At 74.2% G+C, this 13,752-nt stretch carries 7 protein-coding genes; 1 reads left to right on the forward strand and 6 read right to left on the reverse strand.

Features of this window, described 5'->3' with window-relative positions:
- Nucleotides 1-145: 145 nt before the first annotated feature.
- The 3 genes from ACFYXK_RS09200 to ACFYXK_RS09210 all read right to left on the reverse strand — a co-directional run bounded on the left by ACFYXK_RS09200 (nt 146) and on the right by ACFYXK_RS09210 (nt 6,848).
- The gene (locus tag ACFYXK_RS09200) at nt 146-859 is read right to left on the reverse strand and encodes a GNAT family N-acetyltransferase (protein ID WP_389410507.1); all 714 of its coding nucleotides are present in this window, start codon (nt 857-859) and stop codon (nt 146-148) included.
- Nucleotides 860-865: 6 nt separating this feature from the next.
- A complete protein-coding gene (locus tag ACFYXK_RS09205) occupies nt 866-2,887 on the reverse strand; it encodes an IucA/IucC family protein (protein ID WP_389410559.1) in 2,022 nt (673 codons plus the stop codon).
- Nucleotides 2,888-5,345: 2,458 nt separating this feature from the next.
- Nucleotides 5,346-6,848 (reverse strand): diaminobutyrate--2-oxoglutarate transaminase family protein, encoded by a 1,503-nt coding sequence (locus tag ACFYXK_RS09210; protein WP_389410508.1) that lies wholly within the window; start codon nt 6,846-6,848, stop codon nt 5,346-5,348.
- Between the two features lie 251 nt (nt 6,849-7,099).
- Here ACFYXK_RS09210 and ACFYXK_RS09215 point away from each other — a divergent pair, with 251 nt between their 5' ends.
- Complete coding sequence (locus tag ACFYXK_RS09215; RefSeq protein ID WP_389410509.1) at nt 7,100-8,275, forward strand: hypothetical protein; 1,176 nt, start codon at nt 7,100-7,102, stop codon at nt 8,273-8,275.
- A gap of 77 nt (nt 8,276-8,352) precedes the next feature.
- Here ACFYXK_RS09215 and hflX read toward each other — a convergent pair whose 3' ends face one another.
- From hflX to ACFYXK_RS09230, 3 genes are all read right to left on the reverse strand, one after another.
- Complete coding sequence (hflX, locus tag ACFYXK_RS09220; RefSeq protein ID WP_389410510.1) at nt 8,353-9,858, reverse strand: GTPase HflX; 1,506 nt, start codon at nt 9,856-9,858, stop codon at nt 8,353-8,355.
- A 142-nt stretch (nt 9,859-10,000) separates the two neighbouring features.
- Nucleotides 10,001-11,446 carry a M1 family metallopeptidase gene (locus ACFYXK_RS09225; RefSeq protein WP_389410511.1) on the reverse strand — a complete coding sequence of 482 codons (1,446 nt, stop codon included), beginning with the start codon at nt 11,444-11,446 and terminating at the stop codon, nt 10,001-10,003.
- Between the two features lie 153 nt (nt 11,447-11,599).
- The gene (locus tag ACFYXK_RS09230; RefSeq protein ID WP_389410512.1) at nt 11,600-13,723 is read right to left on the reverse strand and encodes a RelA/SpoT family protein; all 2,124 of its coding nucleotides are present in this window, start codon (nt 13,721-13,723) and stop codon (nt 11,600-11,602) included.
- Nucleotides 13,724-13,752: the final 29 nt, after the last annotated feature.

Raw genomic sequence — 13,752 nt, forward strand, 5'->3', positions numbered from 1 at the left:
CAGAGTTTTCGAAGGGTGAGGCGTGAACGGGGAGCGCTCGACGAGGCGAACCGGGGGCGTGGAGCGGAGCCGAACGGGGGGCCTGGAGCGGGGGACTGATCGGAGGGGCGTGGAGCGGCCGGATCGCGGGACGTGGGGCGGCAATTCAGATGAGGTTACGCAGCGCCCGCTCGCGGACCATCAGGGCGGCGCGCTTCTCGGGGAGGTCGATTTCCGTGGAACAGCGGAATCCGGAGCTGAGAAAGGCTGATACGGAGGGGGTGTTGCGGATGTCCGGTTCGGCGATGACGCGTGTGCAGCGGGGGCGGTTGTCGAGCACCAGGTTGGCTACGGCACGCAGCAGCACCGTGCCCAGACCGCGGCCGCGGTTCGTGCCGTCCCCGATGAGCAGGTGGATACCCGTGTCGTGGGGGCGCGCCGGGTAGTGACGGGAGAGCGGGTCGAGGTCGGCCCGGTAGATCTCCCAGTAGCTCATCGGCGTGCCGTCGAGGAGGCCGAGGCAGGGCATGCTGTGGCCGTTCCCGTCGAGCTGGGCGCGCACGTGGGCGGCGGTGACGGTGGCGGGACCGGCGAGTTCCCAATAGGCGGCCACCTCGGGGTCGTTCATCCAGCCGGTGAGCAGCTCCAGGTCGCGGCCGAGCCGTACGGGTTCGAGGCGGAAGGCTCCGGCCGGGGTGGCTGCGGTGCCCCATTCGGCCGGGGAGTCGAGGAGTTCGGCCTCGGCGAGCAGGGGCAGCAGCCGGGTGGTGAGCCGCCGTCCGGGGATGCGGATCCCGATGGTGGCGGTGGCGGTGCCGATTGCCGTGGGGGCGCCGGTGGCGGGGTCGAGGGCAGCGGTGGAGATGTCGGTGGAGGGCATCGGCGCTCAATCGTGGAGGGGGTTGGTGAGGGTGACGTAGACGGACTGGGAGTCGACGGGGCCGACGAGCTCGTCGAGGCCGCCCAGGCGGGTGAGCAGGTTCGCCTTGCAGCGCAGGGTGGGCGAGTCGAGCAGCCGTGCGGGGAGCGGTCCGAGTCCGGAGGCCTTGCCGAGGAACCGGCGGAAGGCGGCGAGCAGGACGCGTTCGTCGGCGAGCTGTTGGGATCCGAAGGCGCCGATGAGGCCGAGCACGTTGTTGATGCCGAGGTAGTAGGCGAAGCGTTCGTCGGTGACGGCGTCGGAGACGAAGGTGTCGCTGGCGCTGCCGATGCCGGGGAGCCGGCGCTCGAGTTCCGCGCGGTGGGATGCACGGAAGTAGTAGCCCTGGTTGTCGCGGTAGCGGCCGCCGACCGGCCAGCCGGCCGGGTCGAGGAGGACCAGGGTGTTCTGCTGGTGCGCTTCCAAGGCGATACCGGCGAGCGCGTCGAAGGCGAGGACCGGCAGGACGACGTGTTCGAGGTAGCGCAGGAACCACTCGGCGGCGACGGCTGCCGTCGGGCGTCCGGTGGTGGCGGCGAGCCGGGAGACGGCCTCGGCGAGCCGGGAGCGCATGGTGGTCCGGCCCGGCCACGGGCGGGGCGCGGTGAGTGCGGCGATACAGACGGCGTCGTCGTGGGAGCGGAAGGGGTTGTGTCGCAGCACTGCGTCGAGTCCGGGGACGGGGGTGCCGTCCTGGGCGTCGACGGCGATCCAGGCGGGGTCGCGCACGATGTCGAAGCCGGGGTGGGCCGCCTGCCACTGTTCCGCGAGGCCGGTGCGGAGCAGCCGGTGCACCTCGACGCCGCGGTGGAGTTCCTTGCGGAGGTTCTCGCGGCGGGAGTTGGTGATGCGCAGGCCCAGGGAGAGCTTGAGCATCGCGGGGGTGCCGGGTCGGTGGACGGTGCGGACGGAGGAGGTGGGGTACCAGGGCTCGCCGTACGGGCCCAGGTCGTGCAGGAGCCCGGCGTCGCGGAGGGCGGCGACGGCGGGACGCTGGAGCAGGTCTCCGGCCTGCCAGGGGTGCAGGGGAAGGGGGGTCGTGCCGTCGGGCAGCCGGAGCCCGGGGGCGAGTCGGCCGAGGAGCCGGGCGGCGGAGACGGGGCGCCCGCGTTCGGTCCAGGCGGAGTCGGTGGCGAGGGCGGAGGGTTCGACGGCGAGCCAGTGCAGGGGGAAGGAGCCGTGGAGTTCGGGTGAGTAGCGGCGTGCTTCGGCCTCGGAGAGTCCTTCGCGGCTCTTCGGGTCCGGCTGGAGAGGGTGGCCGAGGAGGAGGGACTGTTCGGCGGTGAGGAAGAGGTCGCCGGCGACGGGTTCGGGCGGGGTGGGGCGTTCGCGCCGGTCGGCGATGAACTCGGCAGTGCGGCGCACCGAGTCGGCGACCCGGCCGACGAGGTCGGTGCCGCCACGGCCGCCGCTGTCGCCCTCGCGGGCGAGCAGTGAGGCGAGGGTGACGGCGTCCACGGCCGGGGCGTGGGCGGGTGCGCCTTCGAGCCGGGCGGGGGCGAAGCGGTGCCAGCCGGCCGGGGACCAGTAGCGGACGGCGACGAGCAGGGCGGTGCCGGATGCGGGGAGGGGGATGCGGAGCAGGGTTCTGTCGGGCCCGTCGGGACGGCCGATGCCGTTCTCGCGGACCCAGCACCGCAGCAGGTTCTCCACCGCCGCGGCGTCGGCGGCGACGGCCGGGTCGGGGTGGTCCAACAGGTCGGGCGGCATCGCGGGTTCGGGCCCGCCCGGACCGCCGGAGCCGACCCGGGCCCGAAGCGTGCCGTCCTTCTGCCGCGGCACGATCCCTCCACACCCTGCCGAAGCCTGCCCCCCACCGCGGGCGCCAAGGCCCCCGCTCCCCGGGGCGGCCTGCGCGGGTGGGGCGGTGCCCTCCGTCACGGACTCCGGGGCGGGCCCGCCGCGCCCGTCGGCGTCGCCACTGCCCCCGGGGCCGTCGGTGGCACCGGCGCAAGGGGTTCCGGCCGGGCCGCCGACGCCCGGGGCCAGCCACGGGGTGGCCTGCGAACCCGAGCCCAGCGGGGACTGCGGGACCGGTGCGGAGCCCGCCGACTCCACCGGCTGCGGCACGGCACCGCCCGGGGGCGTGGAGCCGCCGACGCGCCTGGGGCCGCCGGAGGTACCGGGACTGCCCGTCCCTGTGGTCCCGTCGGCCCAGCGCCCGCTCGGGTCGCCGGAGGCACCTGGGGTGCCGATCTCGGCCTGCCGCAAAACGGGTTGGGAGCCCGAGGACTGCGGGGCCAGAGCGGCTCCTTCCGGCTCGGGGTCCGAGGCAGACCCGCCAAGGCCTCTGGCGCCGTCGTTCCCCGTCTCTGCAGCCCCGTCCCCGCTCGGGCCGTCGGCGGGGGCCCCGAGGCCCGCGGTCCCCGAGGCCCGCCACGCGGTGGCCTCGGAGCCCGGGTCCTGGATCCCGCCTGTACAGCTGAGCCTTGGGCCTCCGGGCGCACCGGGACTGCCGGTCCCTGCTGCCTCCATGGCCCCGCTCGGGAGCACGTTCCCGCTGATGCCGGTCAGAGCACCGCAGGCGCGCTGGTTTCCGGTTTCAGGGAACAGCCGCAGGGTGGGCTCGAAGGCCGAAACCAGGCCCGCCGACTCCGGTTCCTGGGTGGATCCGCCGAGGTGGGTGGCATCGGCCTGGCGCTCCGGGGCACCGGTCCCGGCACGGGCACCAAGCCCCGGGGGTGGCATCCGATGGGTGTGGGACACCGAGCCCGGCAGGGACTGCAGGGACTGCGTCGTACCCGGCGCCTCCCGCTTCGGCGCGAACTCACCGAGGGCGCCGGAGCCGCCGACCGGGTCGGGCCTGCCCGGGCCGCCGGTCCCGGCAAGGACGGCCGCCCCGGGCGGCGACCACGGGTCGGCCGGCGACGCCGAGCCCGCCGACTGCTGGTCCAGTACCGGTGCAGGGTCGCCGACCCCGGCGGGACCACCAAGGGCAATCCCGGGAGGCAGCAACCGGGAGGCTTGCAGGGCCGAACCCGCCGGCTCGTGGCCCGGGGCGGAGTCACCGACCAGGGCGGGTCCGTCCACGGCGACGGCCCCAAGAGGCAGCCAGCGGGAGGCGTGCGGGGCGGAACCCGCCGGTTCGTGGTCCGGGGCGGAGTCATCGACCGCGGCCGGCTCGTCCAAAGCGCCGGTCCCGGGAAGCAGCCAGCGGAAGGCCTGCAGGGCCGAGGCAGGCGTCTGCTGGTCCGGTGCCGGGGCGCCGACCGAAGCGGGCCCCTGCATGGCCTCGGCCCCGGGGGGCCGACGGGTGGCGTGCGGGGGCAGGGCGGAGCCCGGCTCCGGCGTCGTCGTGGAACCGGGCACCGGGCTGCTCTGGCCGACGGAGGCAGGGGGCCGGTGCGAGGTAGCCGGGGCGGAGCCCGAAAACTCCGGCTCCGCCACCGGGCCCCCGAGGCTGGCCGGCCCCGGGGCGCCGACCGAAGCGAACCCACCGGGGTCGGCAAGACCGCCGGGCCCGCCCGGGGCAGCCCGCCCACCGGCGGTCGCAGAGCCCCCGGGCCGGAACGGGGCGGCAGCGGCGCCAGCCCCGCCGACGGCGGGGGCGCCGGGCCCAGCGGCGGTTGCAGAGTCCCCAGGCCCGGAGGGGGCGGCAGCTGCGCCATCCCTGCCGACGGCTGGGGCGCCGGCCCTACCGAACGCAGCAGAAGTGTGAGGCTCGGCGGGGGCGTCAGGCCCGCTCGGGGCCGCAGAGGGGCTGGAACCGGCGTGGGCCACCAGGGCGCCGGGCCTGCCCGGGGCGGCGAGGGCAGCGGGGATCGCGGTGGCCTCAGGTGTGCCCGGGGCAGCAGCGGCGCCAGGCCTACCGGCCGCGGAGGCGCCGGGGATGCCGGGGCTGCCGGGAGCGCCCGGGACCGCAGGGACCCCAGACCTACCGGAGGTGGGGGCTCCAGGCCTGCTGGGGACAGGGGCGTCAGGCCAGCCCGCGGCGCCGGGGCTGCTGGGGACGCCGGCCCCACCGGACGCAGCACAGGCGTCCGACCCGCCCGGGGCCGCAGGGGCCCCAGACCCACCGGCGGCGGGAGCTGCGGGGCTGCTCGGGACGCCGGGCCTACCGCAGGCAGCAGAGGCGTCGTGCCACGCGGCGGCGGGGGCGCCGGGCCTCCCCGGTGCGGCAGAGGCCTCAGGCCCGGCGGAGGCGGCGGGGGTGCCAGGTCTACCGGAGGCAGCTGAGGCATCAGGCCCGCCCGGGGCAGCAGCAGCGCCAGCCCTGCCGACGGCGGGGGCGCCGGCACCACCGGCGGTCGCAGAGGCATCAGGCCCGGAGGGGGCGGCAGGGGTGTTGGACGGGGGTGGGGAGGGGGCGGGGTCCGCGGGGGTGGCGTGGAATCGGGGGGGCTGTGGGGGTGCCGAGGGCTCGTGCGTTCCGCCCGGGGGTGCGGGGTGGGGCGCCGGGTTGGCGGTGGCGGGGTGCTGCGAGTCGGGCATCGCGGGTCCTTGCGGGTCAGTGGAGCCGGCAGGCTGCTGCGGCGGCGGGGATGGCGTCGGCCAGGCGGTCGAGGACGGCGGAGGCCTGTTCGTCGGTGAGCGTCAGCGGGGGCAGGAGGCGGACGACGCTCGAGTGGCGGCCGCCGAGTTCGACGATCACGCCGCGGTTCAGGCACTCCTGCCGGACGGCCGCGGCGAGGGCCTGCGCTGCGGTGCCGGTCTCGGGGTCGACGAGTTCGACGCCGATCATCAGGCCGCGGCCCCGTACGTCCCCGATGCAGGGCTGGTCGGCGGCCAGGCCGCGCAGGGCCGTCAGCATCCGCTCGCCCAGGGCCCCGGCGCGTTCGGCGAGACGGTTCTTCCGTACGTACGCCAGGGTCGCGGCCCCGGCCGCCATGGCCAGCTGGTTGCCGCGGAAGGTGCCCGCATGCGCCCCGGGAGCCCACACGTCCAGGCCCGACCGGTACACGATCACCGCCAGCGGGAGGCTGCCGCCGATCGCCTTGGACAGGACCATCACGTCCGGCACCACCCCGGCGTGGTCGACGCCCCAGAAGGCGCCGGTGCGGCCGACCCCCGTCTGCACCTCGTCGGCGATCAGCGGGATCCCCCGGGCCTGGGTGATCTCGCGCATCCGGCGCAGCCAGGCGTCCGGAGCGGGGAAGACCCCGCCCTCGCCCTGCACCGGCTCCACGATCATCGCCGCGGGCGCCGGCACCCCGCCCTTGGGGTCGTCCAGCAGGCTCTCCGTCCAACGGGCCCCGAGCCGGGCGCCCTCGGGGCCGCCGACCCCGAACGGGCACCGGAAGTCCTGCGGGAACGGCAGCCGGGTCACCCGTACGTCCGGGGCTCCGCCGGAGGCTCCCAGGGCCCCGGCGGTCATCCCGTGGTAGGCCCCGGTGAAGGCCAGCAGTCCCGAACGCCCGGTGGCGGTACGGACCAGCTTGAGCGCGGCCTCCACCGCATCGGTACCGGCGGGCCCGCAGAACTGGATGCGGGCGTCGGCCGCCAGGGCCGGCGGGAGGCAGGCGAACAGCTCGGTGGTGAAAGCGTCCTTGACCGGCGTCGCGAGGTCCAGGACGTGCAGCGGCGCTCCGGAGTCGAGGACGCCCCGGACGGCTTCGAGCACCACCGGGTGGTTGTGCCCCAGCGCGAGGGTGCCCGCGCCGGAGAGGCAGTCCAGGTAGCGCCGCCCGTCCGCGCCCTCGATCGTCAGCCCCCGGGCGCGCACCGGGACGATGGGCAGCGAGCGCGCGTACGTCCGGGCGGCGGACTCCCGCATCGCCTGCCGGCGCAGGATCCCCTCCGCCGCGGCCGGCCCGCCGGGACCCGCCGGCCCGGCTCCCCGGCTCCCCTGCGGCGGTACCTGCGGAGCAGGCGGAGCAGGCGGAACCTCCACAGACACGGTAGGCACCTGAGACACCTCGGGCGCCTGCGCGGCGGCCGCGCCCTGCTCGGTCAAAGCCACGACTGTCGGACCTCCCGCACGGACTGCTCCACCGGATTGCGCCTCGAACATGAACGCTGCTCCCCCATCCCCCGTACGTACCAACGACGGTGGCGGCGGCGGATCACGGGTGGGCCCAAGATCCTTGTCCCGCTCGGACTTCGGGGCGTCCTGGCAGGACCGGAACCACGGCCCCGGGCTGTGCCGTCCCCAACGGCAGCGGCATAGTGGGGTGCTGCACTCGGCGGCACGCACCTCGCGTGCCCCACGCACCTCAACTGCACCGCGTCTCACGCCCAGAATTCACCAGGGGGATTCACGACATGCGACCGAACCGACCGGTCACCGCGATCCTGTGCGCGGCGGCACTCGCCATGACCGCCGCGGCCTGCGGACCCGGCGACGGGGAGGCCGGCGGCGACGCCAAGCCGACCGTGGCGGCGAGCCTCCCGTCCGGAGCCGACGGGATCAAGATCCCGGACCAGCTCAAGGACAAGCTCAAGCAGCACGGCATCGACCTGGAGAAGTGGAAGGGGGGTGCGTGGAAGAACTGGAAGCAGGAGGACTGGCTCCGCGAGGCGGGCGACTACATCAACCCGATCATCGAGGACCTCTGGGACCCGGACCGGATGCGCGAGGCCGACAAGACCCCGCAGCCCCCGGCCGTCGACCCGGACGCCGGCAAGGACCAGGGCGTCACCGACCCGACCCCGGCGCCGGTGCAGGCCAAGGCCGCCAACGCGCCGTACCACACCAGCGTTCCGGTCTCCGGCAAGGTCTTCTTCGACGGCCCCGAGGGCTCCATGGTCTGCTCCGCGACCGTGGTCAAGGACCCGGCCCACCCCGGCAAGTCCAACATGGTCTGGACGGCCGGCCACTGCGTGCACGCGGGCAAGTCCGGCGGCTGGTACCGCAACATCGCCTTCGTCCCGTCGTACAACAACGCGGGCAAGCCGGCGGCGCAGCTCAAGGGCGCCCCGCGCGAGCAGGTGGCCCCGTACGGCGTGTGGTGGAGCGACTGGGCGCAGACCTCGGACCAGTGGATCGCGAACGGCGGTCCGACCGGTGGCGCGGGTGCCCCGTACGACTTCGCGGTGCTGCACGTGACCCCGGAGAAGAGCACCGGGAAGTCCCTGGAGGAGACGGTCGGTTCGGCGCTCCCGGTGGAGTTCAACGCCCCGGCGGTGCCGAAGGTCGCGAGCATCACGGCGACGGGCTACCCGGCGGCGGCTCCGTTCGACGGCCAGAAGGCCTTCCAGTGCACGGACAAGCCGGGCCGGCTGTCGCTGGCCGCGAACGCCCCGGTGATGTACCGCATCGGCTGCACGATGACCGGCGGCTCCTCGGGCGGCGGCTGGGTGGCCGCGGGCAGTGACGGCAAGCCGGCGCTGGTGTCGAACACCTCGATCGGCCCCGCCAAGGCGGGCTGGCTGGCCGGACCCCGGCTGGGCCCGGAGGCCAAGGGGATCTTCGACGCCGTGAGCGCCAAGTTCAAGTAGTCCTCGCCGACGTGACGAGACCGAGGGCCCCCTGCATCGCAGGGGGCCCTCGGTCCGTTCCTACCGCGTACGGCGCGTTACCGCTTCGCCGGCACGTACGGCGCCAGGTCCGCCGCCAGTTCCTGGTGGACGCGCACCTTGAGCAGGGTGCCCTCCGGGGTGTGCTCCTCGGAGATCACCTCGCCCTCGGCGTGCGCCCGGGCGACCAGCGAGCCGCGGGTGTACGGCACCAGGGCCTCCACCTCGACCTCGGGCCGCGGCAGTTCGGAGTCGATGAGCCCGAGGAGCTCCTCGATGCCCTGCCCCGTGCGCGCCGAGACGGCGATGGAGTGCCGCTCGATCCGCAGCAGTCGCTGCAGTACGAGCGGATCCGCGGCGTCGGCCTTGTTGATCACCACGATCTCGGGCACGTTGACCGCGCCGACGTCGCGGATGACCTCGCGCACCGCCGCCAGCTGCTCCTCCGGCGCCGGGTGCGAGCCGTCGACGATGTGCAGGATGAGGTCGGAGTCGCCGACCTCCTCCATCGTGGAGCGGAACGCCTCGACGAGGTGGTGGGGCAGGTGCCGGACGAAGCCGACCGTGTCGGCCAGGGTGTAGATCCGGCCGCTGGGCGTCTCGGCCCGGCGCACGGTCGGGTCGAGGGTGGCGAACAGTGCGTTCTCCACCAGTACGCCCGCGCCCGTGAGGCGGTTGAGCAGCGAGGACTTGCCCGCGTTGGTGTAACCGGCAATGGCGACCGAGGGCACCTTGTTGCGGCGCCGTTCCTGCCGCTTGATGTCGCGGCCGGTCTTCATCTCCGCGATCTCCCGGCGCATCTTCGCCATCTTCTCGCGGATCCGGCGCCGGTCGGTCTCGATCTTGGTCTCACCGGGGCCTCGGGTGGCCATGCCGCCACCGCCGCCGCCACCCATCTGACGGGACAGCGACGCACCCCAGCCGCGCAGGCGCGGCAGCATGTACTGCATCTGCGCGAGTGCGACCTGCGCCTTGCCCTCTCGGGACTTGGCGTGCTGGGCGAAGATGTCGAGGATCAGGGCGGTCCGGTCGACGACCTTGACCTTGACGACGTCCTCGAGCGCGATGAGCTGGCCGGGGCTGAGCTCACCGTCGCAGACGACGGTGTCGGCCCCGCTCTCGAGCACGATGTCGCGCAGCTCGCGGGCCTTGCCCGAGCCGATGAAGGTGGCCGGGTCCGGCTTGTCACGGCGCTGGATCACACCGTCGAGTACGAGGGCGCCGGCCGTCTCGGCGAGGGCGGCGAGCTCCGCGAGGGAGTTCTCGGCGTCCTGCACCGTGCCGGAGGTCCATACGCCCACCAGCACGACGCGCTCGAGGCGCAGCTGCCGGTACTCGACCTCGGTGACGTCTTCGAGCTCGGTGGAGAGGCCGGCCACGCGGCGCAGCGCCGCGCGCTCGGAGCGCTCGAACTGCTCGCCGTCCCGGTCTCCGTCGATCTCGTGGCTCCAGGCGACGTCCTCTTCCATCAGGGCGTCGGCCCGAAGGCTCTCGGTGAAGCTCTGCGAGTCCGGCACGTCCCGTGCGTCCCGCGCGTCCTGGGAAGGGGATGAAGAGGAGGTCATTGGATCCTTACGTCGATATCGAATGGGGCCGTGGCCACGCCTGACAGTAACTCTCACACTGTCACGTCCAACGTGTCACATCGCCGGGAGATTCCCCCTGGCGTGCGGCCCTGTCGATGGTGACATGCCCGTTCCCCGCCGGTCACACGCTTTTCGGGCCGCCCCACTCCGGGTGCCCGGGCATCGCCGGGGTCGTCTTCCCGTACAGCCACGGCTTCAGGAAGGCCTCCAGATCCCGGCCGGCCACGTCCGAGGCCAGGCGTACGAAGTCGTCGGTGCCGGCGATCCCGTCCTGGTTCTGCGCCACCCAGCGGCGCTCCAGCCGGTCGAAGGCCTTCGCGCCGATCTCCTGCCGCAGCGCGTACAGCACCAGCGCCGCACCGTCGTAGACCACCGGCCGGAACAGCCCGATCTTCTCGCCGGGGGCGGCGGGCTTCGGAGCGGCCGGGGGGCCGCCGGCCGCCCGCCACTGGTCGGAGCGCTGGTACGCCTCGCGCATGCGCCGCTCCAGGGAGTACTTGCCGAGGCCGTCCGCGTACAGGGCCTCGTACCAGGTGGCGTGTCCCTCGTTGAGCCACAGGTCGGACCAGGTGCGCGGGGTGACGCTGTCGCCGAACCACTGGTGGGCGAGCTCGTGGACCATGACGGCCTCCACGTACCACTCGGGGTAGCCCGTTCCCGAGAACAGGCCGTTCTCGAAGAGCGAGAGGGTCTGCGTCTCCAGCTCGAATCCGGTCTTCGCCCGTGCGATCAGTACGCCGTAGTTCTCGAAGGGGTAGCGGCCGACGCGCTGCTCCATCCACTGGACGTGCCCGGCGGTCTTCTTCAGCCACGGCTCCAGCCGCTGCCGGTCCGCGGCGGGGACCACGTGGCGCAGCGGCAGCCCGTGCGGACCGGTGCCGTCCACCACGGCCGAGTCGCCGATGGAGACCTGGGCGAGTTCGGTGGCCATGGGGTGCAGGGTCCGGTAGGTCCAGGTGGTCGAGCCGGCGGCCCTGGGGGCCGGGAGGGCGCCCGGCACCCCGTTGGCGACGGCGGTGAGACCGGCGGGGGCGGTGATCCGGAAGGTGAAGTACGCCTTGTCCGCCGGGTGGTCGTTGCAGGGGAAGACCCGGTGGGCGGCGTCGGCCTGGTTGGCCATGGCCAGGCCGTCGTCGGTGGGCACCCAGCCCCCGTCGGCGATGCCGCGCGGATCGCTGGTGTGGCGGATCGCGATGTGCAGCGGCACGTTGGCCGCGACGGGGCTCGCCGGGGTGAGCACGAGGTCCTCCCCGGCGCTCTCGAACTGCGCCGGCTCGCCGTTGACCTCGGCGGACGCCACCGTTCCGTGGGTGAAGTCCAGGTTGATCCGCTCCAGCGGCTCCAGGGCGCGGGCGTCGATGACGGTGACCGCGTCGAGCGGGCTCTTGTTGTCCTTGTACGTGAAGGACAGGTCGTACGAGAGGACGTCGTACCCGGGGTTCCCGAGCTGCGGGAACAGCGTGTCGCCGATGCCCAGCGGCTTCGGCGGGGGCAGCACGGCGGCGACGAGGGTGAGGGAGGCCGCGGCGAGCAGGGCGGCGCGCAGGCGCGGGGAGGAGAGCTGCATCCCCCACCGCTTACCAGCGCCCGCCGCGCACCCGGGCACGACGCGCGACGGTTCCACCCGAACGGGACCTTCCGGCGACGCCCCGGCCTAGGCCCGGCCTAAGCCCGGCCGGGGTCCGGCCGGGGTCCGGGCCCCGCCGGGCCGTGGTCCGGCCTACGCTCGGCGCACGTCGTAGACACCCGGTACGTCGCGCATCGCGCGCATCAGGGCCGGCAGTCCGGTCGCGTCGGGCAGCTGCAGCGTGTACGTGTGCCGGACGCGCTGCTCCACGGGCGGTTCCACGGTCGCGGACACCACCTCGACCCCTTGGCGGGCGATGGCCTCGGTCAGGTCGGCCAGCAGGTGCGGGCGGCCGAACGATTCAGCGAGCAGGGTGACCCGGCAGTCCGCCGTGGCCCGCCAGTGCACGGCGACGGAGGTCCGCCCCAGCGCGCGCATCTGGGCCACCGCCGCGCAGTGGATGCGGTGGACGGTGACGGCCCCGCCCCGTACGACGAACCCGGCGACGGCGTCCGGCGGCACCGGCGTGCAGCAGCCGGCCAGCCGTACGGTGGCGTCCGGCAGGTCGGCGACCGCGTTGCCGCCGCCGCCCCGGGCGCCGACCACGGACAGCGGTGCCCGGGCGGGTGCGGTGGTGGGTTTCACCGAGTCGGGATGCGCCTGGAGCCAGCTGCTGATGGCGATCCGGGCGGCCGGGGTCCTGGCGTGCTCCAGCCAGTCGGCGGCGGGCCCCGAGGAGGCGTCCTGGGCGAGCAGCAGCTGGACGGTGTCCCCGTCGGACAGCCGGGAGGCCAGGGAGGTGAGGCGCCCGTTGACCCGGGCGCCGATACAGCCGTGGGCCGCCTCGCCGTACTGCGCGTAGGCGGCGTCGATACAGCTGGCCCCGGCGGGCAGGCTGATCGTGCCGGGGGCTCCGCCGTCGGCGCGGAACACGGTGATCTCCCGGTCCTGCGCCAGCTCGGCGCGCAGCACGCTCCAGAAGGTGTCGGGGTCGGGGGCCGACTGCTGCCAGTCGAGGAGGCGCGAGAGCCAGCCGGGCCGGGTCGGGTCGACCCGCTCCTCGTCGCAGTCGGCGGCCTCCGCCGCAGAGCCCGCCTCCGCCGGTGCGGCGGCCTCGGTCGCGGCGTGGGCGTACGGGTTGCCGAGGGCGACCACACCGGCTTCGGCGACCCGGTGCATCTGCCGGGTGCGGACGATGACTTCGGCGACGTACCCCTCGGGCGTGGCGACGGCGGTGTGCAGCGACTGGTAGAGGTTGAATTTCGGGGCGGCGATGAAGTCCTTGAACTCCGAGACGACCGGGGTGAAGCAGGTGTGCAGCTCGCCCAGCACGGCGTAGCAGTCGGCGTTCTCGCCGACGAGCACGAGGATGCGGCCGAAGTCGGAGCCGCGCAGCTCGCCGCGCTTGCGGGCGATCCGGTGCACGGAGACGAAGTGCCGGGGCCGGACCTGTACCTCGGCGGCGATGCCGGCGTCGCGCAGGACGGCCTTGACGGAGTCGGCGATGGCGGGCAGCGGGTCGCGCTCCCCCGAGTGGGCCGCGATGAGCGCGCGGGTGTGCTCGTACTCCTCGGGGTGCAGGATCGCGAAGACGAGGTCTTCCAGCTCGGTCTTGAGGGCCTGGACGCCGAGCCGTTCGGCGAGCGGGATGAGGACGTCGCGGGTGACCTTGGCGATGCGCGCCTGTTTCTCGGGGCGCATCACGCCGAGGGTGCGCATGTTGTGCAGCCGGTCGGCGAGTTTGATGGACATGACGCGGACGTCGTTGCCGGTGGCGACGAGCATCTTGCGGAAGGTCTCGGGTTCGGCGGCGGCCCCGTAGTCGATCTTCTCGACCTTGGTGACGCCGTCGACGATGAAGCAGACCTCGTCGCCGAACTCGGCGCGGACCTGATCGAGGGTCACCTCGGTGTCCTCGACGGTGTCGTGGAGCAGAGAGGCCGTCAAGGTGGTGGTCTCGGCGCCGAGTTCGGCGAGGATCAGGGTGACGGCGAGCGGGTGTGTGATGTACGGCTCACCGCTTTTCCGCATCTGGCCGCGGTGCGAGGACTCCGCGAGCACGTACGCGCGGCGCAGGATGGACAGGTCCGCGTCCGGGTGGTGGGCGCGGTGCGCCTCGGCGACGTGGCCGATGGCATCGGGGAGCCGGTCTCGGGATGTGGGCCCGAGAAGGGCAGCGCGCCCGAGTCGTCGCAGGTCAAGGCGGGTCCGGCCCCGTCTGCGGAGTTCGGGGCGCGCTTCGGGTCGTGCTTCGGGGTTCGTGGCCTCTGCACTCATGGGCACCTCCGGCGGCTTCGACCGGCGGT

Origin of the sequence: Streptomyces sp. NPDC002209, from assembly GCF_042890265.1 — a bacterium.
Taxonomy (GTDB): domain Bacteria; phylum Actinomycetota; class Actinomycetes; order Streptomycetales; family Streptomycetaceae; genus Streptomyces.

Excerpts from the sequence above, each read along its gene's own strand:
- hflX (WP_389410510.1), bottom strand. The coding sequence starts at position 9,858 with ATGACCTCCTCTTCATCCCCTTCCCAGGACGCGCGGGACGCACGGGAC.
- ACFYXK_RS09225 (WP_389410511.1), bottom strand. The coding sequence starts at position 11,446 with ATGCAGCTCTCCTCCCCGCGCCTGCGCGCCGCCCTGCTCGCCGCGGCC.
- ACFYXK_RS09210 (WP_389410508.1), bottom strand. The coding sequence starts at position 6,848 with ATGTTCGAGGCGCAATCCGGTGGAGCAGTCCGTGCGGGAGGTCCGACA.
- ACFYXK_RS09215 (WP_389410509.1), top strand. The coding sequence starts at position 7,100 with ATGCGACCGAACCGACCGGTCACCGCGATCCTGTGCGCGGCGGCACTC.
- ACFYXK_RS09230 (WP_389410512.1), bottom strand. The coding sequence starts at position 13,723 with ATGAGTGCAGAGGCCACGAACCCCGAAGCACGACCCGAAGCGCGCCCC.
- ACFYXK_RS09200 (WP_389410507.1), bottom strand. The coding sequence starts at position 859 with ATGCCCTCCACCGACATCTCCACCGCTGCCCTCGACCCCGCCACCGGC.